Origin of the sequence: Amazonocrinis nigriterrae CENA67 (assembly GCF_016056305.1) — a bacterium.
Lineage (GTDB): Bacteria > Cyanobacteriota > Cyanobacteriia > Cyanobacteriales > Nostocaceae > Amazonocrinis > Amazonocrinis nigriterrae.
Window position 1 is genome coordinate 46,115 of sequence record NZ_JAECZC010000009.1, and the last position, 23,951, is coordinate 70,065.

The 23,951-nt window shown below is 40.1% G+C and carries 20 protein-coding genes and 1 tRNA gene; 16 read left to right on the forward strand and 5 right to left on the reverse strand.

Translation table 11 applies throughout. The annotated features are described in order from the left end of the window. The first annotated feature begins 461 nt into the window (after positions 1–461). Positions 462–1,664 (forward strand): FtsW/RodA/SpoVE family cell cycle protein, encoded by a 1,203-nt coding sequence (locus I8748_RS07240; RefSeq protein ID WP_198123973.1) that lies wholly within the window; start codon positions 462–464, stop codon positions 1,662–1,664. A 288-nt stretch (positions 1,665–1,952) separates the two neighbouring features. After that, positions 1,953–2,603 carry a PEP-CTERM sorting domain-containing protein gene (locus I8748_RS07245; protein WP_198123974.1) on the forward strand — a complete coding sequence of 217 codons (651 nt, stop codon included), beginning with the start codon at positions 1,953–1,955 and terminating at the stop codon, positions 2,601–2,603. Between the two features lie 533 nt (positions 2,604–3,136). On the opposite strand, the gene I8748_RS07250 is transcribed toward I8748_RS07245, so the two are convergent. Together I8748_RS07250 and I8748_RS07255 are read right to left on the reverse strand one after the other, a co-directional pair. After that, a complete protein-coding gene (locus I8748_RS07250; protein WP_198123975.1) occupies positions 3,137–3,907 on the reverse strand; it encodes a class I SAM-dependent methyltransferase in 771 nt (256 codons plus the stop codon). Positions 3,908–4,496: 589 nt separating this feature from the next. Further along, positions 4,497–5,546 carry an anti-sigma factor antagonist gene (locus tag I8748_RS07255; protein ID WP_198123976.1) on the reverse strand — a complete coding sequence of 350 codons (1,050 nt, stop codon included), beginning with the start codon at positions 5,544–5,546 and terminating at the stop codon, positions 4,497–4,499. Between the two features lie 194 nt (positions 5,547–5,740). Between I8748_RS07255 and I8748_RS07260 the strand changes: the two genes are divergently transcribed. Both I8748_RS07260 and I8748_RS07265 read left to right on the forward strand, forming a co-directional pair. Then, positions 5,741–6,538 carry a 7-carboxy-7-deazaguanine synthase QueE gene (locus I8748_RS07260; protein WP_198123977.1) on the forward strand — a complete coding sequence of 266 codons (798 nt, stop codon included), beginning with the start codon at positions 5,741–5,743 and terminating at the stop codon, positions 6,536–6,538. A 138-nt stretch (positions 6,539–6,676) separates the two neighbouring features. Then, the gene (locus tag I8748_RS07265; RefSeq protein WP_198123978.1) at positions 6,677–8,161 is read left to right on the forward strand and encodes an esterase-like activity of phytase family protein; all 1,485 of its coding nucleotides are present in this window, start codon (positions 6,677–6,679) and stop codon (positions 8,159–8,161) included. A 161-nt stretch (positions 8,162–8,322) separates the two neighbouring features. Here I8748_RS07265 and I8748_RS07270 read toward each other — a convergent pair whose 3' ends face one another. Further along, positions 8,323–8,961, reverse strand: coding sequence for a DUF3318 domain-containing protein (locus I8748_RS07270; protein WP_096558086.1), 639 nt, complete (start codon positions 8,959–8,961; stop codon positions 8,323–8,325). 77 nt (positions 8,962–9,038) lie between these two features. Beyond that, positions 9,039–9,596, reverse strand: a complete 558-nt coding sequence (locus I8748_RS07275) for a hypothetical protein (protein ID WP_198123979.1) — start codon at positions 9,594–9,596, stop codon at positions 9,039–9,041. A gap of 763 nt (positions 9,597–10,359) precedes the next feature. On the opposite strand from I8748_RS07275, the gene I8748_RS07280 reads away from it, so the two are divergent. The 11 genes from I8748_RS07280 (at position 10,360) to I8748_RS07330 (ending at position 21,898) form a co-directional block, all read left to right on the forward strand. Next, a complete protein-coding gene (locus I8748_RS07280; protein ID WP_198123980.1) occupies positions 10,360–11,439 on the forward strand; it encodes an amino acid ABC transporter substrate-binding protein in 1,080 nt (359 codons plus the stop codon). A 119-nt stretch (positions 11,440–11,558) separates the two neighbouring features. After that, the gene (locus I8748_RS07285; RefSeq protein WP_198123981.1) at positions 11,559–12,485 is read left to right on the forward strand and encodes an amino acid ABC transporter permease; all 927 of its coding nucleotides are present in this window, start codon (positions 11,559–11,561) and stop codon (positions 12,483–12,485) included. Positions 12,486–12,514: 29 nt separating this feature from the next. After that, entirely contained in the window at positions 12,515–13,693 is a 1,179-nt protein-coding gene (locus I8748_RS07290; protein ID WP_198123982.1) for an amino acid ABC transporter permease, read from the forward strand. Between the two features lie 204 nt (positions 13,694–13,897). Then, positions 13,898–14,638: an amino acid ABC transporter ATP-binding protein gene (locus tag I8748_RS07295; protein ID WP_214662463.1), complete on the forward strand. Its 741-nt coding sequence runs from the start codon at positions 13,898–13,900 to the stop codon at positions 14,636–14,638. A gap of 259 nt (positions 14,639–14,897) precedes the next feature. Then, positions 14,898–15,782, forward strand: a complete 885-nt coding sequence (locus I8748_RS07300; protein ID WP_198123983.1) for a LysR family transcriptional regulator — start codon at positions 14,898–14,900, stop codon at positions 15,780–15,782. 575 nt (positions 15,783–16,357) lie between these two features. Beyond that, positions 16,358–17,629, forward strand: a complete 1,272-nt coding sequence (locus tag I8748_RS07305; protein WP_198123984.1) for a glycosyltransferase family 4 protein — start codon at positions 16,358–16,360, stop codon at positions 17,627–17,629. 606 nt (positions 17,630–18,235) lie between these two features. After that, positions 18,236–18,697, forward strand: coding sequence for a ribosome silencing factor (gene rsfS / locus I8748_RS07310; protein ID WP_198123985.1), 462 nt, complete (start codon positions 18,236–18,238; stop codon positions 18,695–18,697). Beyond that, complete coding sequence (locus I8748_RS07315) at positions 18,694–19,191, forward strand: CGLD27 family protein (RefSeq protein ID WP_198123986.1); 498 nt, start codon at positions 18,694–18,696, stop codon at positions 19,189–19,191. Before rsfS ends, I8748_RS07315 begins: the two co-directional genes overlap by 4 nt. Before the next feature lie 92 nt (positions 19,192–19,283). Continuing rightward, positions 19,284–20,237 (forward strand): asparaginase, encoded by a 954-nt coding sequence (locus I8748_RS07320; RefSeq protein WP_198123987.1) that lies wholly within the window; start codon positions 19,284–19,286, stop codon positions 20,235–20,237. Positions 20,238–20,284: 47 nt separating this feature from the next. Beyond that, positions 20,285–20,361: transfer RNA gene (locus I8748_RS07325), tRNA-Met, on the forward strand. 103 nt (positions 20,362–20,464) lie between these two features. Continuing rightward, positions 20,465–21,898, forward strand: coding sequence for a YcjF family protein (locus I8748_RS07330; RefSeq protein WP_198123988.1), 1,434 nt, complete (start codon positions 20,465–20,467; stop codon positions 21,896–21,898). Positions 21,899–22,052: 154 nt separating this feature from the next. Here I8748_RS07330 and I8748_RS07335 read toward each other — a convergent pair whose 3' ends face one another. Beyond that, a complete protein-coding gene (locus I8748_RS07335; protein WP_198123989.1) occupies positions 22,053–22,685 on the reverse strand; it encodes a restriction endonuclease in 633 nt (210 codons plus the stop codon). A gap of 64 nt (positions 22,686–22,749) precedes the next feature. Here I8748_RS07335 and I8748_RS07340 point away from each other — a divergent pair, with 64 nt between their 5' ends. Then, positions 22,750–23,892, forward strand: a complete 1,143-nt coding sequence (locus I8748_RS07340) for a DNA cytosine methyltransferase (protein WP_198123990.1) — start codon at positions 22,750–22,752, stop codon at positions 23,890–23,892. Positions 23,893–23,951 lie beyond the last annotated feature (59 nt).

Here is a 23,951-nt window from a genome sequence, read left to right on the forward strand (position 1 = left end):
GTTTAGATGAGGCAGAAATTAAACCTGTTGATATCCATGAAGGAATTAACAGTACATTAATGATTTTACAAAGTCATCTCGAAGGAATAGAGAATTGTATTCCGATTCAAGTGCTTAAAGATTATAGTCAATTACCAAAGGTAGAGTGCTATGCTGGACAATTGAATCAGGTGTTTATGAATTCACTCAGCAATGCAATTGATGCAGTGATGGCTCGTTGTGAAAAGGTTTCACCCTTTCTTCGTGTCATTCGACTGTACCTGCTTACTATACAAGTGTCATCCTCTGCGTTTAAGCAAATCTAAAGTAATTTATTTAACCGCAGAGGTTAATAAAATACAGAGATTAGAGGTTAGGGAAAAATTCATTTTCAATAATTATGAGTTATGAGTTATAAGTTATAAGTTATCAGTTGATGTTTCTAACTCCTAACTCTTAACTCCTAACTTTTGTATCGAATCGTGAATCTACGCCGCCTGATTCCAATTTTTGATGACTCCGTATCCAGCTGGGCATTAGAGGCGCGGTTGCTGCGCTGGCTAACATTGATTTGGCTGTTCATCGGTTTGATCATGTTGTTTTCAGCATCCTATGCTGTTGCTGATGCGCGTCAAAATGATGGACTGTACTACTTTAAGCGCCAAATCCTTTGGGTGTTAGTTTCCTTAATAGGCTTTAATTTTATTGTTAATCTCCCCTTGCGGAAAATTTTGGGGATTTCCCATTGGTTTTTAGCGTTATTTTTACTGTTAATTTTTGTTACATTAATACCAGGATTGGGTAGAAAGGCTTTTGACGCAGCACGCTGGATAGCTATTGGGCCGATCCCAATTCAACCCTCAGAATTGATTAAACCTTTTTTGGTATTGCAAAGTGCGCGGCTGTTTGGACAGTGGGAACGGTTAACTTGGCGAGTCCGTTTCACTTGGCTGGGTATTTTCGGTTTGGTGCTGATAGGAATTCTCGCCCAACCTAACTTGAGTACAACAGCACTTTGCGGTATGACTATTTGGCTAATTGCCCTAGCCGCTGGTTTACCTTACAAGTACTTGGGGGGAACAGCAGTTGGTGGAGTACTACTAGCAGTACTCAGCATCAGCATTAAAGAATATCAGCGTAAGCGGGTAATGTCATTTTTAAATCCTTGGGCAGACGCTACAGGCGATGGCTACCAGTTAGTACAAAGTTTGCTAGCGGTAGGTTCTGGTAGAACTTGGGGCGCGGGATTTGGGCTTTCTCAACAAAAGCTGTTTTATTTACCAATTCAAGACACTGATTTTATTTTTGCTGTGTTCGCTGAAGAGTTTGGCTTTGTTGGCAGTATTGTCTTATTGCTACTCTTAGCTGTATTTGCTACCCTCGGACTCATAGTGGCATTAAAGGCGAAGAATCCCATCAATCGACTGGTAGCGATCGGTGTGACCATTTTAATGGTAGGACAATCGTTATTACATATCGGTGTTGCTACAGGTTCTCTACCGACTACAGGCTTGCCCTTGCCCATGTTTAGTTATGGTGGTAATTCTATGATTGCCAGCTTGGTAGCTACTGGCTTACTGATTAGGGTAGCCCGCGAAAGTAGTGAAGCTGAGGTGGTACCGCTGCGAAAACCTCACTCTGATAATAGGCGTCAACGTCGAATGTTCCAGAAAACTAAACTTTAAAACTTTTCTTTACATTGGCAGGGTTGCTGTAGTTCTAGAGATTTGCATGTAATGGAGACTGTAGTCTGAGCAAACTTCTCAAACGACTACTTGTTATTTTTAGGAAGACCAGTTGTTTATCAAATTTATACATTGCGCTGCGTCTTATTCATCAAAAATTTATCAAAAAACTACGTATAATTATTCACCTATTTTGCTGTTTGCTGTATTGTTGAAATACATACGTAAGTGTATTTTTAATACACTATTTCCTAAATAGGTACAGCTAATAATTTATCCTTCAAAATAATGAAAAATTTCTTGACTGTTGCTGTGGTAGCACCAATTGCTGCTTTGGGAATAGGAACAGTAGCACAGGCAGCTGTTTTAACATTTGATGACATAGCGCCTATTCCAGATTTAGCTGAAATTCCTGACGGTTACGGAGGATTTAATTGGGATAATTTTTTCTATAAAAATGGCTCGGATATTACTGCTTTAGATACAGGCTATGACAATGGAAGAGTTTCAGGAGACTATGTTAGCTACAATGGGTTTGGAAACCAAGCTATACTAAGTGATAGGGTTTTTGACTTCAACAGTGCTTACCTAACAGCTGCTTGGAATGATGGTCTTTCGGTTACTGTAGAAGGGTTAAACAAAGGTACAACTCTCTATTCAAAAACTGTAGTTGTAGATACCACCAATCCAACTTTAGTTAATTTTGATTTTTTTGGTGTTGATGAGTTAAGGTTTACTTCCTTTGGTGGAGTTGAGCCAGATTATCTTATAGGCAAGGGTCTCGGTACACAGTTTGCACTAGATAACTTTACCTTTAACGAAACAGTTACACCTGTTCCCGAACCTACATTGCTATCAGCGTTACTGGCAGTAAGTACTTTAAGTGCTGGTTCAGTATTGAAGCGTAAACAACAACAAAAGACATTAGGTAAAGCATAAGTATAGCAAAGTGCGGAGTGCTGTAGACGCTTCTGCGGCTTCCCGCACTGCCTCACCAAGACGGCAACTCCCTCACCAAGTGGAGCATGTGGCGTTGCTGAGTAGAAAGGAAGTTATTTTAAGGCTTTGAGCAATCAGCACTCTCCGAAACTATGCTTCGACTGCTATAACTTCTCCTAAAAAACCTTGCGATTTCTTAGGAGCAGCCGCACTGGCGGCACTGCCACCCGCTATGAATGAAAGAAACACTTTCTTCTCCCACTCCCTGTGTTTCTTGAAAGAAGGATAAATAAGCGATCGCTCTTTTTAAGTGAACGGCAGAGGAAACAGGAAAAAAGAGGGCGATCGCTTAAACTTGATATCAGTCTGATAAGCAATACCTGCGTCAATTTCTGAGGGTTGAATATCTGTAGAAACAGAGTGAACACCTCTTAAAGAGGTAAGCTTGGCAAACGTGTTAGAGATAACAGTTCAAGATGATAGTAATGAAGGAAGTCTTTGGTTTTAAGTTTACAGATACGCGCTATGAACAGTTACATTTTTTTTAGGTATAGCTTATAGCGGTTCGGTGGTATCACCAAAGCATATTTTAAAAAGTTCCATCCCTTCATATAGTAAGGCTCTATTCCTACTTGGAATCCTTGACTCTCAAACAAGTGTTTCCATCCACTACCTGTTCTTTCCCAGCATTGGTTGTAATAATTATTCTTTAAAAAAAACTTGACATAAGGCTCACGCTTTACGGTAGGTAACCAAGTACCAAATAATACCTTATTGTGTTCATCAAGTATTTGAAAGCGATTGGGAACAATAACAATCCCATAACCTCCAGGTTTTAATACTCTCATTAACTCAGAGGCAACAATTTTCTGTTCATCATAATCAATATGCTCAAATACATCAGTAGAAGTCACTACATCAAAAGATTCATCAGACCAGGGTATCTTTTTAGCATTTCCACAAACCACTTCAGCGTTAGGAGCGCGTTTTCTTGACCATTCAACATAAAGCTCATTAATATCTATTCCACAAACTTGCACAAAATGAGCTTGCAATTCTATAAGCAAACTGCCAAGACCACAACCAATGTCTAGGGCTTTATGTCTATTTATGGTGTCAATACCAGAATAATTAAGTAAATCTTGAACTATTTTTTTCTGTCTAGAGGTATCCATCATATATTGCGCCCAAGCTAGTTGCTTGGATTCACTAGACCCCTGATTTTTCATTTGGCTCAAAAGAAAATTCCGAAATTGTTCTTCTATCGATTGGGAATCTATGGATTGTGGTTGCTTAATGTCCATATAGGTAGGTAAAGTTTTTTCGATTTATTAAAAATTAATTCGTCCAAGTAACAATACATTAGCATCCATATTTTTTTAAATAAAAAAATAAATAATTCTTAAAACCCTAACAAAAAGCGCACTTAACCAAAAGACTTTAGTATAAAATTGAACACAATACTTAAAATTTAATAACAGATTCAAACCCAAAAATCCAAATTAAAGATGAATTTCTTAATGCTCTTTTATGACTCTGATGAGAGAAAAATGCGTTGTATTTCTTCCCAGCCTTTTGAAGTAGGCGATCGCTCTTTTTAAGCAAACAGCAGAGGAAACAGGAAAAAAGAGGGCGATCGCTTAAACTTGATATCAGTGAATTTAAGTGATTTGAGTTAAGTAAAAACTCAGATCATCTTATAAAATAAAATGAAAAATCAGGTTTTTTCTGTCATTTGTAACTAGAAAACCTGAAGCGCTAAAAATATAGCCTATTGTCAGCGATCGCGACCTAAAACAAAGCTATGCCCAAGTCCACAATCAGGTTAGGCATAGCTAAAATTTAATTTTAGGAATTACGACTTATCAAAAAATTACAAATGACAATAATTATTTAATAAGCACCGCTATTCCTATTAAAAAGAATCGCTACAGTTTTGATAATTAACTTCAAGTCATACAGCAAACTCCAGTTTTTCTGATATAGCAAATCTAGCCGAATCACATCCTCAAAACTGCGTACTGTAGACCGCCCATTTACTTGCCATTCACCAGTCATACCAGGTTTTACATCTAAGCGTTGCCACTCTGGTACTTCATAGCGTTCTACTTCGTCCGGTGTGGGTGGTCTAGTACCAACTAAACTCATATCTCCTTTGAGGACGTTCCAAAATTGCGGTAATTCATCCAAGCTAGTTCGCCGCAAAAATCGCCCTACTCGTGTAATTCTGGGGTCATTCTCATTCTTGAAGAAAGCACCTTCTACTTGGTTTTTGACTTGAGATTTTTTCGCTTCCGCATCTACACACATCGAACGGAATTTCCAAATCTTAAAACGCTTCCCCATCCAACCACAGCGGATTTGACCAAAGAAAATAGGCCCAGGATCATCGATTTGAATAGCAACTACAATCGGAATAAACAAAACTCCTGTGATTACCAAACCCACTAGTGCGCCAATGATGTCTATCAACCGTTTCATCCAAGATGCTACAGAAGGATGAGTAGTGGGTAGCTGCTCTACCTTACGAGAAGCACTCTTGGAAGGGTCTATAAAATGAACAGTTTCTATTAGGGGCATTTCACTGATAGACTCAATAGGAAAAACTTGATCTAATCCAGTGAGATTTAGCACTGCCATGACTTGAGGAGTAACATTTCGCAGGATTAACGCAATCCCTTTTTCTTGAGCAGTTTTGAAATTACTCACCAGGGCACCCAAACCACTACTATCCATAAAAGTAGTTTGGTGAAAATCAAGAATGATTTGCTGAGGATGTGAATTTGCTTGTGTTAAATCTTGGCAGGTTTGCTTAAAACCCACCGCCTCAAGCACGCTTAATCGCGCTGGTACCTGTACTATTGCCATTTCATTTAGGGAAGTAATAGGAAAATCTGCTTCTGTGGATTGGCTAGTCATGAAGCTGTGTACTTTCGTTGCCATATAAATTTCATCTTCCAAACATTATTTTGTCCTAGAAAATTACCTCAGCTGATGTTGAATCAGCAAAAATCAGGACTAATTGCTAGTTGTTTGGGGTGAGAGCAGAGATTGCCAGCGACAATTCACAATAGAACAAGAGGTAAAAACATCTTTGCTTTTGTGCTGACGCAGCGCGATCGCGTTGCTACTATCCCATGACTGCTCAAACTACGGTAAAACCTACTGCACGCCTGATAGAAGTCTTTTCTGCTATTCAAGGAGAAGGACTGAACGTCGGGACACGTCAAATTTTTATTCGCTTTGCTTTGTGTGATTTGCGTTGTGGCTTTTGCGATAGCGCCCATACTTGGAATGCACCCTCTACCTGTAAGGTAGAGCGATCGCCCGGATTACGTGACTTTGAAATTCACTCTAATCCTGTCCCACTACCCATCTTAATCGAATGGATTGAAAGGCAAAATCTACCGTGTCTACACGATAGCATTAGCTTAACTGGGGGAGAACCACTTCTTCATGTGGCTTTCTTAAAGGAATTTTTGCCCCAAGTGCGATCGCTGACAAACCTACCTATCTATTTGGAAACAGGTGGACATCGCCCAGAACAGCTAGCTTTAATTCTGCCCTACCTGGACTCCGTAGGTATGGATTTAAAACTGCCCAGTGTCAGCTGCGAAAGCCACTGGGAGCAACATGCCAAGTTTCTGGAACTCTGCCACAATTCACATTTAGATGTTTTTGTCAAGATAATTATTTCTGATCGTACAGACCCAAGTGAGTTGGAACGTTCTGCTTTATTGGTAGCAAATGTCAATCCTGAAATACCCATATTCTTACAACCTGTGACACCTTTAGCTGCCTCTGAACAGTTCACCCAAACTCCCGTACTTGCACCTGCTCCAGAACAAGTTTTAATGTGGCAAGCTTTAATGAAGCGGTTTGTACCACATGTCCGTGTCGTGCCTCAGACTCATAAAATGTTAAATCAGTTATGAATTTGCTTACCTTGGTAAAAAGACTTGTGAAGGTTTGATGAAGTATCTATGTCACCATAATCTCGTTAATAATTGATTAACCTTTTTTTAATCCGCAAGTCCAAAGCTGAGAAAACTGAGTATATTTTGGAAGTGTACATGATTTCTGCAAGGCATTGGATTTTCGGATTAAGCTTTTCATTTGTGACTAGTGTAGTTAGTATTGCGGGATCTGCAACCTCTGCCCACGCTGTTTCTTTCGTCAACGAGATCACTATACCCGGTGAGAGTAAAGATTTGTATGAACCTAGTAGCAACGGTGCTAATGTCAATCGCCTGGGTTTTTTATCGGATCTCTACTATGATCGCTACAACAATGTTTACTATGGACTAGCAGATCGTGGCCCTGGCGGCGGTGTAATTTCCTACAATACACGAGTAGAGAAATTTTCCTTAGATGTTAATCCCAATACTGGTGCAATCAGCAACTTTAGGCTACTGGACACTATTCTCTTCACCCAGGATGGTCAAAACTTCAATGGGTTGAACCCCGGTCAACTCAACGGTAATGTGTCAAATCTCGGTAGAAGCTTCGACCCAGAGGGGTTTGTAGTTGCCCCTAACGGCAATTTTTACGTTTCTGATGAATATGAGCCATCTGTTTACGAATTTAGCCCTACTGGCTCTTTTATTCGGGCGTTTGAGACTCCGAGTAATCTGATTCCCAAACAGAGTGATGGAACAATTAATTATATAGATGGTCGCCCCGACATTACTAGCGGTCGCCAAGATAACCGAGGCTTTGAAGGTGTAACTCTTAGCCCAAATGGCAAAAAGCTATACGCAGTATTACAAGACCCATTAGTTAATGAAGGTTCACCAGATGGACGGCGTAGTCGCAATTTAAGAATAGTAGAATTTGACACAGTAACTAGTGAAAGTACTGCCCAGTATATTTATCAGTTGGAAAGTCTCACAGACATCAATAGCCGTGTACCTGAAGATACTTTTGCAGCCAATGCCCAAGGGCGGAATATTGGTGTCAGCGCGATTATCGCTTTGAATGATGATGAATTTTTAGTATTGGAGCGGGATAACCGTGGTGTTGGTGTAGAGGATACCCAAGGTGAAAATCTTGTGGCTAGTAAACGCGTCTACAAAATCAGCTTAACAGGAGCAACAGATGTTAGTGGTATCAGCTTGGCAGGTTTAAATACCTTACCTGTAGGAGTTACGCCTGTAAACAAATCCACATCGCCGTTTATTGACATTGCTGAACTTTTGAAAGCTGAAGGGCTGCTAATTCCAGAAAAAATAGAAGGTTTAGCGGTTGGGCCACAACTGGCTGATGGTTCCTATGCAATTTTAGCGGGTACGGATAACGACTTCAGCGTGACTCAGAATGAAGATACTAATGAGCAATTTGATGTTTGTACGGATGGCAGTAACAATAATCAGCTTGACAGTGGTTGTCCGCAAGGGGCGTCTTTGCTTCCTACCTATCTCTACTCTTTTAAAGCAAGCCGTGACGAATTGAAAGGATTTGTACCGCCAGCAAAAGTACCAGAATCAACCACAACCGCCGGACTAATATTGCTGGGGTTGAGTAGTTTCTGGCTAAACCGATTCAAAGTCAAAAGTTAATAGTTAACTGTAACCCTTTCAAGGTGGGTAAAAATCCTCAAAAATTTTCTGAATTTTGAGCTTTTTGCCTTTGTATCTTAGTGCCTTGGTGGTTTATAAGTCAATTTTTTAACCACTAAGACACCAAGAAAAATAGAATTTGAAAGAGCTACTGTTAACTACTAAATTTCATCTACAGGTCTAGATTTAGCCTTTGCCTTGTTGGCACTGCGTTTGAGGGCAGAAAGACGTGCTTCATATTTCGCTCTTTGGCGTTTGCTAGGTGTGTTGTCGATTAAAGTCTTTAAGGCACTACCTAGGCTTTTATAGGCGTTGGGGAGGCTATAACCAAAGCGAGTTGCTAGAGCGATCGCTTTTTCGTCGGCTTCGAGCAATTCTGTGAGCTGCTTGCCCCCATTATTCTTTTGATACAATCGCCAGCCTGAGACACCACACAACGCTAAAGCTAAAACTAGCAACAATCCATCCTGCACCCACAACTCACCTACAGCACCACCTAAACCAATAGCCAATGCTGCCATTTCCCAACCATCTTTGGGAATTGTGTCATTTTGAATGCGGGCGACTTCATGCCAGAACAGCAGATTACGCTGATCCATCGCGAGAGCATCCCATTTCACCAAGTCAATTTGAATTTCTACCTGGTCTTTACCAATTTCTTCGCTGCGGATCAGGGGTGGATTAACCTCAGTTGTGCCTTCAACCGTGACCCAGCTCTGCAATTCTGGCGGTAGTAAGCCTTTTAACCGCCGGAGTTCACTCATTTCCGCTTTGGCAGAGGAGGTTGCATAGGATGTCATAAAATCCAGCCCCAGAAAAATTCAGTATATAGTGAGGGTATCACTTTGGAGTATAGCTATTTAAGTGACGATCCGCCTCACTCGCTGGGAAAACTTCCCCGCTTTTTCCTAGCTTCCATTGCCTTTTCTAGAAGTTCTAGTAATCCAGGAGCTTCTTCTTGGATACTAAGTAACATTCTTTCTCCAAGTTCCAAATTCCCTGGATCTTGGCCTGTTGCCATCACCTCTTTCAGCCGAGGTATCGCTATGCCATCAACAATCTGAATTAATCCACTCAGACAACGGTGAAATTGTTTTTCTGTGAGAATCGAGTCTTCCAAGGGAAACTCAATAATTGCACGGATTTCACCATCTGAGGGGTCGTACTCCCATTGCAGCATTTTGGTTTCCCAAGAAATGGCCAGCATCGTCTGTAGGATAATGCTCTTGTGAGGATGGTCTTGAACTCCCGCTAGAACTTGAGGTGCAAATACCCGAAAAAATTTTCCTTCCTCATCCAGTTGGACAACTATCAGGAAATCTTCTAAGTTATCAGCTTCCACACCTGTAATAATACGATCTTCTTCATCATCAAAACGGTAGTCCCAACCTAGTTTGTCTAAGTAACTGGCAATCTGTTTGAGAGTAGCTCCCATAAAAGCCTCATAAAAAACGGTGGAGCAGCTGTCACCAGAACTAGTTTAACCTGTTAGCGGCACGTGCTTAAGTTGGTGTAGCTACTTCTACTCTTTTAGAAGTATGCAATGAGTTTTTGCATCAGAGTTAAGTCTGTTTGGTAATTTATCCTGGTTTCATGAATTGAAAAAATTATGGTTTATAAAGTTAGCATCAAGAGCAGACAACTTAGTTTTTCCTTGTTTATCAATCAGTTCGCTTGCACAAAGCTGATACCGTTTATATATGAGTTTGCACTTTATTCACGTAGAGGTAATTTATAAATTGCCCTTACAACATCTAGTTTTGCATAATTTGTATCAGCACATATTCAACAATAAATACTATTAATAGCTAACAAAATATATAGCAATCCTTACTTTAATTTTGTAATTAATAATAAATTCAACAAAAAATAATTAAATAAAAATTAATATTTTATCAACAAAAAATTAAAAAATATAAATTTACTAACTAATATTACTTAAACTTCCTAAAGTAACTATTTTGTCTTCAATTGAGGGAGATAATATCTAAATTATTTTTATAATCTCAGAGATATTTGAGTAAGTTATACGTAATAGATAAAGTTTAAAAAAATAAGTAAAAACAGTCTTTGCTCCTTGATCAAAGGAAAATACAGCACAGGTGCTGATAAAGTTTTATATTACAAGCATCTACTTTGTTTTATACAAACATTGTAGTAACCGATACATTTTTGCCCGTTCAGTATCCATGAAGTTTATGCGAAAATCAGCTTTAATTCTAGCGATCGCCCCCCTCATCTTTACCCTCAGCGCTTGTGGTGGAGAATCAGGACAAACAGCAAATACAACTGGCACTCCAGGCAGTAATCCAGCAACGCAAGCAACCAGAAATCGCTGGGATACTGTTAAGAATCGTGGTAAGCTAATTTGCGGTGTCAGCGGTGAAGTACCAGGGTTTAGTTTTGTGGGAACTGATGGTAAATATGGTGGCATTGATGTAGATGTTTGCCGCGCCATAGCAGCCGCTTTGTTTGATAATCCAGACGCAGTAGAATTTCGTAATCTCAATGCCAAAGAGCGGTTTACAGCCTTGCAAACTGGAGAAGTAGACGTTCTCAGCCGTAATACAACCTGGACACTAAGTCGTGATACCTCAGTTGGTTTAGAATTTGCTCCCGTCGTCTTTTACGATGGACAAGGCATAATGGTTCGCAAAAATGCCAACATCAAATCACTGGCCGATCTCAAAGGCAAAGCAATCTGCGTACAAACTGGTACTACTACCGAGCAAAACTTAGCAGATCAAATGCGGAAACGGGGCATTACCTACAAACCCGTTGTGTTTGAAGACATTAACATTACCTTTGCCACCTATGCAGAAGGTCGTTGTGACGGTATCACAGCCGATCGCTCGGCCTTGGTTGCTCGCCGCACGACTCTACCCAAACCAGACGATAACATCATTCTTGATGAAGCCATTTCTTCAGAACCTCTTGCACCAGCAGTTGCCAAAGGAGATACCAAGTGGGGCGATACTGTCAAGTGGGTAGTTTATTCACTGATAAAAGCCGAAGAATTGGGTATTAATTCCCAGAATTTAGGACAGTTTACTAACAGTAATGACCCAGATATTAAACGGTTTTTGGGAACAGAAGGCAACCTGGGTCAAGGAATTGGTTTGACAAACGACTTTGCCGCCAGGATAGTCAAGCACGTAGGTAATTATGCTGAAATTTATGATCGCAACCTCGGCCCGAAAACAAAACTCAACCTCGCTCGCGGTCAAAATCAACTCTGGACAAAAGGCGGACTGTTGTATTCTCCTCCATTCCGTTAGGGAAGCTTTCAAAGCAGGGGAGCAGGGGTGCAGGGGAGATGAGGGAGAAATAACAACTGACAACTGACAACTGACAACTGACAACTGACAACTGACAACTGACAACTGACAACTGACTAATGACAAATGACAAACCGCCTATATGGCGCGATCAGCGTTTTTGGCGTATTGCTGGGCAATTCATTGCTGTATTCTTAACAGCAGTTGTAATTACAATGCTGTGGGGTAATCTTAACCGCAATTTACAGCAATTAGGTATTCAATTCGGATTTGATTTTCTCAAGCAACAAGCGTCTTTTGATATTGGCGAAACGCTAATTTCTTACAATCCATCTAATACTTACAGTCGAGCTTTATTAGTAGGTCTAATTAACTCGTTGCGGGTGGCTGTGGCAGGAATTATCCTGACCACTATTGTAGGCGTGAGTGCAGGAATTGGGCGTTTATCAGACAATTGGCTAGTGCGGAATATAACTCTAGTTTATGTAGAGGTTTTTCGCAATACACCCTTACTGCTGCAATTGTTGTTTTGGTACTTTGCCGTTTTTATTAGTTTTCCCAAGGCAGAAAATAAAATTTCCCTTTGGGGATTTGTTGGTCTGAGTCAAAATGGCTTAGAATTTCCTTGGTTTACCTTGTCTCCCGAATTTTCAGCTTTACTTTTGGGGTTAATTTTCTACACAGGCGCGTTTATTGCGGAAATTGTTCGAGGTGGAATTCAATCAGTACCTAAAGGACAATGGGAAGCAGCGCGATCGCTAGGCTTAAAACCAGGATTATTGATGCGGTTGGTGATTTTTCCCCAAGCCTTACGAGTGATTATTCCACCGCTGACAAGCCAGTATTTGAACTTAACTAAAAATTCTAGTTTAGCGATCGCTATCGGCTACCCTGATATTTATTTTGTCGCTTCTACCACCTTTAACCAAACTGGTAGAGCTGTAGAAGTTATTTTGCTAATTATGCTCACCTATCTCATCCTCAGTTTAATTATCTCCGTAGTGATGAATTTGTTCAATCGTACAGTGCAAATTCCCGAAAGATAACAGTGCTATGGGGAGAATAAATAAATAAAATGACAAGCAATCCCAAATCTCAAATCCAAAATCCCCAATTGCTCTGGCTACGTAACAATCTGTTTAGTACCTGGTACAACAGCTTGTTAACTGTTGCCTGCTTCGTATTCTTGTTTTGGGTAGTGCGCTTAATCTTAACTTGGGCAACGACTCAAGCACAATGGGGAGTAATTCAGGTTAATTTACATTTATTTTTAGTTGGCAGGTTTCCCCAAACGCTATATTGGCGAACTTGGATTGTACTAGCGATCGCATCAACTTTAGGTGCTGTCAGCGCTGGTGTATTCTCTAGTAAGCAATTGTTGACAAAACGTGCATTAGCGATATTTGCTTTCATTGTCGGCTTAGTATTAATTATTTTGCCTTTGGATTTGATATCACGCTTTTGGCTGTTGTTAATTGCCGTTTTGCTATTAGTCGGCTTTGGGATTGGTCAAAGATTTTCTCAGGTAATAGCCCCTTGGCTTTCTCTAGTATGGCTGTTATCTTTCCCAATAATTTTGTGGCTAATTGGTGGTGGATTTGGTTTGCAATCTGTACCTACAAATTTATGGAATGGTTTGCTACTTACCTTACTAATGGCAGCAGTTAGTATTGTACTTTCCTTTCCTATTGGTGTGTTACTTGCTTTAGGACGCACAAGTAATTTGCCCGTAATCCGTTGGTTTTCTATTCTGTATATTGAAATCGTCAGGGGAGTTCCATTAATTGGAATTTTGTTCCTTGCTCAGGTAATGTTACCGTTATTTTTGGCAGTAGATGTACGTTTAGATCGAGTAGTGCGAGCGATCGCGGGACTAGTATTGTTTAGTGCTGCTTACATGGCTGAAAATGTGCGTGGTGGACTCCAGGCAATTCCACGCGGTCAAACGGAAGCGGCGAAGGCATTGGGACTCAGCACGCCTTTGGCTGTTATATTAATTGTGTTACCTCAAGCGTTGCGTGCAGTTATTCCTGCGATCGTAGGTCAATTCATCGGCTTATTTAAAGATACATCACTTTTATCTCTTGTCGGATTGGTAGAACTCACAGGGATTGCACGTTCTATTTTGGCACAACCACAATTTCTCGGTCGCTATGCAGAAGTGTATTTATTTATTGGATTAATTTATTGGGTATTTTGTTATTCCATGTCATTAGCTTCTCGACGTTTAGAAAGACAGTTAGGTAATTCGTAATTCGTGAGCAAGTTGCCGTCTTGGCGCTTTGCGTCGATGGCAAACTTGCGAACCCGGAGGGTAATTCATAATTCGTAATTAAGTTTTGCAATGGTGATTTAGACCACGCCATAAAACTAACAGCTTTTAGAAGTGGGGATTTAGATACTCATAATTTTTTCAAGATTAACAATTTTCCCATAAATTATTTATAGGTAAAATACTATGAGCGAACAAACACCGATAATAATTGCTGAAGATGTTCACAAGTGGTATGGAAAATTTCATGTTCTCCAGGGTGTGAGCTTAACAGTTAACCGTGGAGAGGTAGTGGTGTTAATGGGGCCTTCAGGTTCAGGTAAATCGACATTTATCCGCACGTTTAATGCTTTAGAAGAATACCAACAGGGAAGTATTGTGATTGATGGTATTACCCTTAGCCATGACTTGCGAAATATTGAAACAATTCGGCGAGAAGTGGGTATGGTATTTCAACAATTCAATTTATTTCCTCATTTGACAGTGCTGCAAAATATCACTTTGGCACCAATTTGGGTACGTCGGTGGTCAAAGTTGAAAGCTGAAGAATTAGCGATGCAATTGCTAGATAGAGTGGGAATTTTAGAGCAAGCACAGAAATACCCAGGACAATTATCTGGTGGACAGCAACAACGAGTAGCGATCGCTCGTGCTTTAGCCATGCAACCTAAAATTATGCTATTCGACGAACCCACCTCAGCTTTAGATCCGGAGATGGTCAGAGAAGTTTTGGATGTGATGCGAAATCTTGCCCGTGATGGCATGACAATGGTAGTTGTTACCCACGAAGTTGGATTTGCTCGCGAAGTAGCCGACCGAGTAGTTCTCATGGATAGCGGCTTACTCGTTGAGTCAGCGACTCCTGATACCTTTTTCACCAAACCCAAAGAAGAACGGACTCGCAAGTTTTTATCACAAATTCTCTAGAAAATCAGTCAAAATAATTCGTAATTGATAATTCGTAATTCGTAGTTACAATCAGTGTGAGCTGCTGAACCCACCACCAACGAAGCACCATTAAATTTTTAATTTGGTGTAGGCTGCTGTACCCATTTAATTACGAATTAGTAATTATTTGGTCATCAGTCAACAGTCATCAGCCATCAATTAGAATATTGAAGTAGCTTTTTTGATATATATAATATATATATTTATGAGTAATTAAAACTTATAAAATATCAAAATTATGGAACTGCGACATCTACGCTACTTTATTGCCATAGCTGAGGAATTGCACTTTAGTAGAGCCGCAGAACGATTGCATATTGCTCAACCCCCTTTAAGCCAGCAAATTCAGCAGCTAGAGATGGAATTGGGGGTAGAACTGTTTCATCGCAAAACCAAGCGACAAGTACAGCTAACGGAAGCTGGACAAGTGTTTTTGCAGTCAGCCTATCACCTATTAGCTCAGCTAGAACAAGCAATTGAATTAACTCAAAAGACAGGACGGGGTGAACAAGGACAACTACGAATAGGGTTTACCAGTTTAGTCACCTACAATTTGCTTCCTCCGATTTTGCGACGGTTTCGAGAACAGTTCCCCGCTGTAGAGTTGGTGTTACAGGAGTTAACAACGACTCAGCAAGAGCAAGCGCTAGATAATCGCCACATCCATGTAGGCTTTGCTCATCCACCTTTGGAAGACAACACACTCAATCAAGAATGCATTCACCAAGAAAACCTGATTGTAGCTTTGCCAGAAACTCATCCCTTAGCTAAACAAGAATATATATCAGTGCGATCGCTGAAAAACGAATTTTTTATCATGTTTCCTCGCCACTTAGGGCCAGGACTTTACGACCAAATCGTCAGTCTTTGTCAGGAAGGTAATTTCAGCCCCAAAGTCACTCAAGAAGCGATCCAGATGCAGACCATTATCGGGTTAGTATCAGCCGGAATGGGGATGGCGATCGTACCCTCTTGTTTACAAAATCTTCAAAGGTCTGGTGTAGTCTATTGCCCATTGAAGGAAAAAACACCATTAGTAGAAACAACTATAATCTGGCGACAAGCGGATATGACGCCTGTCCTTTGGGAGTTTCTGCAACTAGTGAAAACTTTCTGTGATTAAGGTAATTTTCTGAAAAACACGAGCCGAAACACTTATTTTTATGTAGCAGCAATACCTTGTGGTAAGTCCCTTCGCGTCTACAAGAATTGACCTTAAAGGGTGTAGTTTGGCGTAAGTTCCAGAGAAGTTAAGCATCTGTATCTTTTAATTCTCAGAAATTAAATAGACTGCCATAGCAGCTTTCAACTCCAGAATAGAAAGAATCTTTATATTTTTAGCATAGAGAATAAATTGCTAGGTTGAAAAGATAGATTTTTATATTTTATTATTTTATACTTTTCATGAATAACTAGGGATTATTGCTCAGTATATCTTCAAGTTTTCGTCATAGAGTATCTACTTAGCCCCAATTTTAAATTACACAATTCTGACAAAATATCGGTAGTAAAAAATATATCAAATATTACTTAAGCAAGGAATAATATATTTTACTGAATCTTCAATAAAAAAGCACTGACAGGGCAAAATTTTCAAGACAGAATTAAATACAATACTTCAAAAGGTAGAAAAACTATTTTTTGAAGACAAATATTTTCATTATCCACAAAAGCCAGGGAACTTTAGACTAATTTGTTATGCGGATTTTAATTTACTCTTACAACTACTATCCAGAACCAATTGGTATTGCCCCACTGATGACAGAATTAGCAGAGGGGCTAGTCAAACGAGGGCATGAAGTTCGTATTGTTACTGCTATGCCCAACTATCCTGAGCGTCAAATATACGAAGGCTATCGGGGTAAGTTATATCTCACTGAATATAAAAATGGTGTTCAAATCCAACGTAGTTATGTTTGGATTCGTCCACAACCTAATTTACTAGATAGAGTATTGCTAGATGCTAGTTTCGTTGTTACTAGTTTCTTCCCTGCGATCATCGGCTGGCGTCCAGATGTAATTCTATCAACGTCGCCATCACTACCTGTTTGCGTGCCAGCTGCCCTTCTAGGATGGTTACGTAACTGTCCTGTGGTCTTAAATCTTCAAGATATCCTACCAGAAGCAGCAGTCCATGTTGGACTGCTGAAAAATAAATTGCTAATCAAGGTATTTGCTGCCTTGGAAAAATTTGCTTACCACAGCGCCTCTAAAATTAGCGTCATCGCCGATGGTTTTGTAGATAACTTGCTGTCTAAGGGCGTAGATGCTAGCAAAATCGAGCAAATTCCAAACTGGGTTGATGTGAATTTCATTCGCCCTTTACCCAAAGAAAACAATCCTTTTCGTGCAGCGCATAATCTCAATGATAAATTTGTAGTCCTATATTCTGGAAATATTGCTCTGACCCAAGGTTTAGAAACCGTCGTTAAAGCTGCTTCTTTATTACGTCATATTCCAGAGATTGCCTTTGTGATTGTGGGAGAAGCGAAAGGTTTGCGACGATTGCAACGCTATTGTCTAGAGTGTGGAGCAGATAACGTTTTGCTATTGCCCTTTCAACCCCGTGAAGAGCTACCACAGATGTTAGCAGCTGCTGATGTGGGTTTAGTGGTGCAAAAGAAAAATGTTATATCTTTCAACATGCCATCAAAAATTCAAGTGCTACTTGCTAGTGGTCGCGCATTAGTTGCATCTGTCCCTGAAAATGGTACCGCCGCAAGAGCAGTTAGACAAAGTGGTGGTGGAGTGATTGTACCTCCAGAAGACGACCAAGCCTTAGCAATGGCAGTTTTAGAACTTTATAAACATCCAGAAAAAGTTAAAACTCTGGGCTACAACAGCCGTCAATATGCCGTTGAACAATATGCTTTTGAACATGCTTTAAATCACTATGAGAAGTTATTTGACTCAGTTACCACAGATAGCCAAGTCATTGAATCCAAAGTAGTTTCAAAACAGGAAGTATGAAGCTAACAAGTAGTCAAAACTACAAACTTTTGTGGATTGCTAAAGGTTGAAGGGGTAAAGGGTAAGGGATGAATTCCCACCTTTGCCTTTTTTCATTTACCACTTAACCTAAAGGTATTCAGGGCGGCTTCTCTTCACGCTGATCAGGGGAATTAGTTTCCCTACCGCCTTTTAATTAAGAACTATTGCTGACTCTTGCAATCAGACTTTAGGTAGACTGTGCAGGAGTCTGCTATGCTATATACTAAATACTATTTATAACCTTTTTGTAAATAACCCTAGAGTTTGGGATGCAGCGATACATCTCAACTTTAAGTTTTAAAACTCTAGGAACCGTCTAAAAAGGTGTTTTACAGTTTGGCTAATTTGGGATTATTCCTGCGAATTTTTGGTATCAATCCATCAATCGATTCATAGGCGCACAATAGCCAACCGCAATTCGTTCTGATTTAGATTGCAGTCCAAACAAGCAATTGTCTAACCAATCCCATAGACACCTGTTTTTTGTTAGTATTCAAAAAAACCCATACATACAGTTGCTATTCAATAGTTATTTGTAAGTAACTGTAAAAACTGTAACAAAAGGGATCAAGCACCTGAGGTTGAATGTCTGATTTTTTCCAAGGAAATTTCCCATTAAAAACCGTCTCAGTGACAAAGAGTGCGCCGAGAAGCCCAGAGGCTGAAACCGAGGTGAGTGGAAGTTTAGCTATAACCATAGCTGAAGCTGCATCAGACCGCAAGGCAGGCGATATTTTAGTACTGAGGGTAGCCGATGTATCTTACTTGGCAGACTACTTTGTGATGATGACTGGCTATTCTAAAGTACAAGTAAGAGCGATCGCCGACGCAATCGAAGCACAAGTAGAAAGTGAGTGGCAACGGCGTCCTTTGCGGACAGAAGGAAAAGCCGAGGGGAGTTGGGTGCTACAAGACTACGGCGAAGTTATCGTTCACATCATGATGCCAAAGGAACGGGAGTTTTATAATTTAGAAGCGTTCTGGATTAATGCCGAACGCATTTCCCTTCCAAATTCTGATGAGGGTGGGGGTAAGCCAACACTATGAAGTCTTCGGTTTCAAATTGCCCAGTTCCCACAGACCAACAACCACTCAATGAATACGAACAGTTAAAAACTTCCTGGCTGTTTCGTGATTGCACTTTAGATTGGCGGCAATACCTCACCAAAATGGTATGGATTTGGGGTATATCGTGGCTGGTGGCAGGCCCTGTAGCAGCAGCAAGCTTTCCCCCGCAAAAAAATCTTGCCCATTTTATCCTCTCTGGTGCAGCAGGAGCAAGTGTAGGGGTTGTGTTGACTCTGGTGCGGTTGTATTTAGGCTGGCTTTATGTACGCGATCGCCTTTACAGTATGACTGTATTTTACGAAGAGTCAGGTTGGTACGACGGTCAAACTTGGACAAAGCCACCTGAAGTGCTAAGTCGCGATCGCTTGATTGTCACATACGACATCAAACCAATTCTCCAACGGTTACAATTTACCTTTGCTGGCTTGGCTGGATTGTTGCTTATTGGTACTATAGTTTGGCATTTGTTGTAAATAGTCATTAGTCAGTAGTCAGTTGTTCAGTAGTACTAACAACTAAACTACTGACAACTGACAAATAATAAAAAAGTGATAAATATTAACCCATGACAATGGGAAAACGAACTCAAGCCACAGCACTGGAAGTCCGGTTGTTGCGTGAAGGTATTATTGAATCGAGGCATATAGCCCAAGCTGTTGTATGCGATGAACGGGGGCGGGTTCTTACCGTTGCCGGAAACTCTGAAACTGCTACATTTGTACGTTCAGCGCTCAAACCATTTCAGGCACTCGCAGTCACCACCACAGGCACACTCGAACGCTACGACCTCAGCGATCGCGACTTAGCAATTATTACAAGTTCCCATAAGGGAACAATCGAACAGGTACGACAGGCATTTAATATCCTTTGGCGGGCGGATCTCGATCCGACTACACTCCAGTGTCCGATACCTGTGGGTAAACGCAGTCCTCTAGAATACAACTGTTCTGGTAAACATGCGGGGATGCTAGCTGTTTGCCAACAGCGTCATTGGCCTTTAAATAACTACTTGGATCGCAAGCACCCCATACAACAATTAATATTGGGCAAAGTCGCAGAATTGCTCAGAATGCCAGCAGAGGAATTTATTAGCGCTCATGACGACTGCGGCGCACCAACTTATCTCATGCAACTTGGCCAAATGGCATCTTTGTATGCCCTGCTAGCCTCTAGTAGCAATGTGGATATGGAGCGTATTGTCCGTGCCATGACTCATCATCCAGCGATGGTAGCAGGAGATGGAGAATTCGATACGGAACTGATGCGCTTAACTCCAGGAGAACTGGTAAGCAAATCTGGTGCGGAGGGAGTGCAATGCATCGGTAGGCTGGGTGAAGGCATGGGATTGGCGATTAAAGTCATGGATGGTGCAAAACGAGCAAAACATGCCGTTGCTATCCACTTACTCCAACAGATGGGTTGGATTACTCCTAGCGTCGCCGAAAGCTTGTCAGAAAAGTTTATGAGTTTGGGGAAATACAAGCGTTTAGAAGTAGTTGGAGAATTATCGTTTTTATAGTTGCCAAACTTGAAAGTTTGAGTTAAACTTTAAAAGTAAGCAACCGACGCGGGATAGAGCAGCCTGGTAGCTCGTCGGGCTCATAACCCGAAGGTCAGTGGTTCAAATCCACTTCCCGCCACCAACTAAAAAATAAAACAAACCCCTGCAATGTGTAAAGATTGCAGGGGTTTGTTTTATTTTTGATCTATTCTAAAATAGAAACCTTCCAAAAAGCGCGGAGAGTCATGGTTGTGAAGTTGCAGCGACCAATTTTAGTGGGAGGATTGGGACTATCCTTTTCCCTGTGGATTTTACAAAGTTGGCATCATTCAATAGTACAGTTGAGTGAGTTTGGTTTATTGAGTGCCTTAGCTGTCGGCGGTGGTTTGTGGCTATTCCAGCAAAATCGCCCGAAAGGCAGTTTAGAACAGCTAGATGGTATAGTTGCTGATCGGATAACGGTAGAAAATGCGATCGCTAAAGCTGAAGCTGTTATTAACCAACTTACACAAGAAGCAGAAAACCATCCAGCTTTAGAACCACTACGGGAAAAAGTTGCCCAATTAATTTTAGAGTTGGACAGGCAAGAAATTAAGGTGGCTGTTACTGGCGGTAAATCTGTAGGTAAAAGCACTTTAATTCAACTGTTATCTGGTGGTTGGCAAGAAAGACAGCAAAAAGTTAGCTTCTACAAAACAGCACCTTTGTTTAGAGAAGCAGGTGATAAATCGCATGTAGCTGCTTTCGCAGAACTGAATCAAGCTGATTTTATCCTGTTCTTGACGAACGGTGATTTGACAGACTCAGAATTTCAAACTTTACAGCAGCTAAAAGCAGCAAATCAGCCTACAATTCTAGTTTTCAACAAACAAGACCAATATTTAGCAGATGAACGTGCTAGCGTGTTGCTGTCGTTAAAACAGCGGATGCAAAACAATGTAGTGGCGACTGCGGCGTCTCCAGTTCCCATCAAAGTACGGAAGCATGAAGTTGATGGTTCTGTGCAAGAGTGGACAGAACAACCAGCGCCAGATATCCAGCAGTTAGCACAGCAATTGAATGAAGTTTTAGCACAGCAAGCACAACAGCTGGTGTGGACAACTGCTTTGAGAAAAGCCAGGTTGCTGAAAGCTGAGGCGAAAAATTGGCTGAATGAAATTAGATGCGATCGCGCTACCCCAGTTATTGAACAATATCAGTGGATAGCTGCGGCTGCTGCTTTTGCTAACCCAGTACCAGCATTAGATATTGTGGCGACTGCGGCAATTAATGCCCAGATGGTCATGGATTTAGGTAATATTTATCAGCAGAAATTCTCTTTGGAACAGGCGCAAACTGTGGCGGGGACAATGGGAAGTTTGATGCTGAAGCTGGGTTTAGTGGAACTTTCTACTCAGGCTGTTAGTACTGTTCTCAAAAGTAATGCTGTCACTTTTGTGGCTGGTGGCGTTGTGCAGGGAGTTAGTGCAGCTTATCTTACTAGGGTAGCGGGGTTGAGTTTAGTTGAGTATTTTGAGCAGCAGGAAATAGCAATAGATTCTGGGAATGCTTTGAATTTAGACAAGTTACGGCAAACTTTGCAAAAGGTGTTTCAACAAAATCAGCAGATGGCTTTTCTGCAAGGTTTTGTTAAGCAGGGTGTGAAGCGTTTGTTACCAGAGGCGCAGGCGGTTGGATAGTCTCACGCAAAGGCGCAAAGGCGCTAAGTTTTGATTATGCGTTTTTGCGTCTTTAGATTAGGCTAAAAAACTAGTTTGATAGAAAACTTAAGATAATTTCGCACAAAGCCACAAAAGTGCTAATAGTTTAGGATGGGCAATACCAATCATAATGTTATAAACGTTCTGAGATTTCTTTAAGTATATTTTCCATTTCTTCGTTGATTTCATCTGGAGAAAATTGTGTTCTACCTGTTCTTTGTTGAAGCCGTTTTTGTGCTTCGTCCAATGGATACTGTGTTACTATCATTTTTCCATCTATTCCACTCACTCCATTAAGTTGGTCTGTGAATGCAGCAATAGCCTTACTTGGTTGTGTTTCATTTGAAATGAAACGAATAAAAAAGTTATTGTCTGTTGAATTATAGTCTAGTTTTAGTAAACCTATATTTTCAGTTTTTGCTACTTTAATTGCTCCTGATTGAAGTCCAAGTGTTGTGACAACAATTCCACGTTGTGCTTCTACATCTTTAATAATGTAAGCAAATGCAGCTATTGTATTTTGTACAACATATCTGGTTTCATAGTGTTTACATTCTATTAATACCAAATGATTATCAATATCATAGCCATAAGCATCTACTTCCCATTTAGTTTTAGTCTTTTTACCTGGGAGCTTTTTCTTAGGCTTTATCTTTAAATCATATAAGTTAAAGTATTCTTCTAGATACTTTTGAATCCTGTCATTATTGAGAATTTGTCTAGTATAATTTTCATATTTTCTCCAATTAATTTGTTTTTTCAACATAAATTTAACTAATAAATAAAAATTAACAATATATATAATATATCACTTTAGCTTTTTTTAACTGATGAGTAACAGTTTTCCTTGTATTTTCTCTTTTTTTGCTGGTGCTGGTTTTCTTGATTTAGGTTTTGAAAATAACGGTTTTAAGGTTGTTTATGTTAATGAAATTTTTCCCCCATTCATGTCAGCGTATCGCTATTCACGCGAGGTTTTGAATTTACCATCGCCAGAATATGGATATCATGAGGGAGAAGCAGGCGATATAACCAAACTTACCGAAGGAATAGAAGCACAACGCCTCTGGGAGTTAATACAAGACTGTCGCAAATCTCATCATATTTTAGGCTTTATTGGTGGCCCTCCTTGTCCTGATTTTTCAATTGGTGGAAAAAATAGAGGATACTTAGGCGAAAATGGTAAACTTTCTGCTGCTTATGTTGAATTAATTTGTCGTAATTTGCCAGATTTCTTTTTATTCGAGAATGTTAAGGGTTTATGGAGAACGATAAAACACCGTTTATTTTATGAATCTCTTAAACAAAAATTACAGCAAGCAGGCTATATATTAACTGAAAGATTAATTAATGCTATTGAATATGGTGTACCTCAAGATCGAGACAGAATTATTCTCGTTGGTTTCCAAAATAATTTTATCAAAAATATAGGTGCTAATAATTTATTACTTGAAACAGCTTTTTCTTGGAATAAACAGATTTTATATCTTCAAGAAAAAGTTTTTGCTTACCCTTGGTCTAAATCTGAACCATTCCAACAAGATTCTATATTACCTTGTCCTGATGGTATACCTCAAGAACTAACAGTTGAATACTGGTTTAGAAAAAATGATGTGCTGAATCATCCTAATGCTAAACATTATTTTCAACCAAGAGCAGGTATTATCAAATTCGCTGCTATTGATGAAGGGGATGATTCTAAGAAGTCTTTCAAACGTCTTCACAGATGGCGTTATTCTCCCACAGCTTGCTATGGAAATAATGAAGTGCATTTACATCCCTACAAAATTCGTCGAATTTCTGTAGCTGAAGCTTTAGCAATACAATCTTTGCCAGCAAATTTTGTGCTTCCAGAAAATATGTCACTCACCAATATGTTTAAAACTATTGGTAATGGCGTACCCTATTTGGCATCAAAGGCGTTAGCTAAAACTATTCTTGATTTCCTTGCAATTAACGTCAAAATGCTGTGAGACTTCCTCAAGTAACCTTATCTAATGTTAATTTAAATACCTACAATACTCAAGTATAC

Excerpts from the sequence above, each read along its gene's own strand:
- I8748_RS07245 (WP_198123974.1), top strand. The coding sequence starts at position 1,953 with ATGAAAAATTTCTTGACTGTTGCTGTGGTAGCACCAATTGCTGCTTTG.
- I8748_RS07250 (WP_198123975.1), bottom strand. The coding sequence starts at position 3,907 with ATGGACATTAAGCAACCACAATCCATAGATTCCCAATCGATAGAAGAA.
- I8748_RS07255 (WP_198123976.1), bottom strand. The coding sequence starts at position 5,546 with ATGGCAACGAAAGTACACAGCTTCATGACTAGCCAATCCACAGAAGCA.
- I8748_RS07260 (WP_198123977.1), top strand. The coding sequence starts at position 5,741 with ATGACTGCTCAAACTACGGTAAAACCTACTGCACGCCTGATAGAAGTC.
- I8748_RS07265 (WP_198123978.1), top strand. The coding sequence starts at position 6,677 with ATGATTTCTGCAAGGCATTGGATTTTCGGATTAAGCTTTTCATTTGTG.
- I8748_RS07270 (WP_096558086.1), bottom strand. The coding sequence starts at position 8,961 with ATGACATCCTATGCAACCTCCTCTGCCAAAGCGGAAATGAGTGAACTC.
- I8748_RS07275 (WP_198123979.1), bottom strand. The coding sequence starts at position 9,596 with ATGGGAGCTACTCTCAAACAGATTGCCAGTTACTTAGACAAACTAGGT.
- I8748_RS07280 (WP_198123980.1), top strand. The coding sequence starts at position 10,360 with ATGCGAAAATCAGCTTTAATTCTAGCGATCGCCCCCCTCATCTTTACC.
- I8748_RS07285 (WP_198123981.1), top strand. The coding sequence starts at position 11,559 with ATGACAAATGACAAACCGCCTATATGGCGCGATCAGCGTTTTTGGCGT.
- I8748_RS07290 (WP_198123982.1), top strand. The coding sequence starts at position 12,515 with ATGACAAGCAATCCCAAATCTCAAATCCAAAATCCCCAATTGCTCTGG.
- I8748_RS07295 (WP_214662463.1), top strand. The coding sequence starts at position 13,898 with ATGAGCGAACAAACACCGATAATAATTGCTGAAGATGTTCACAAGTGG.
- I8748_RS07300 (WP_198123983.1), top strand. The coding sequence starts at position 14,898 with ATGGAACTGCGACATCTACGCTACTTTATTGCCATAGCTGAGGAATTG.
- I8748_RS07305 (WP_198123984.1), top strand. The coding sequence starts at position 16,358 with ATGCGGATTTTAATTTACTCTTACAACTACTATCCAGAACCAATTGGT.
- rsfS (WP_198123985.1), top strand. The coding sequence starts at position 18,236 with ATGTCTGATTTTTTCCAAGGAAATTTCCCATTAAAAACCGTCTCAGTG.
- I8748_RS07315 (WP_198123986.1), top strand. The coding sequence starts at position 18,694 with ATGAAGTCTTCGGTTTCAAATTGCCCAGTTCCCACAGACCAACAACCA.
- I8748_RS07320 (WP_198123987.1), top strand. The coding sequence starts at position 19,284 with ATGACAATGGGAAAACGAACTCAAGCCACAGCACTGGAAGTCCGGTTG.
- I8748_RS07330 (WP_198123988.1), top strand. The coding sequence starts at position 20,465 with ATGGTTGTGAAGTTGCAGCGACCAATTTTAGTGGGAGGATTGGGACTA.
- I8748_RS07335 (WP_198123989.1), bottom strand. The coding sequence starts at position 22,685 with ATGTTGAAAAAACAAATTAATTGGAGAAAATATGAAAATTATACTAGA.
- I8748_RS07340 (WP_198123990.1), top strand. The coding sequence starts at position 22,750 with ATGAGTAACAGTTTTCCTTGTATTTTCTCTTTTTTTGCTGGTGCTGGT.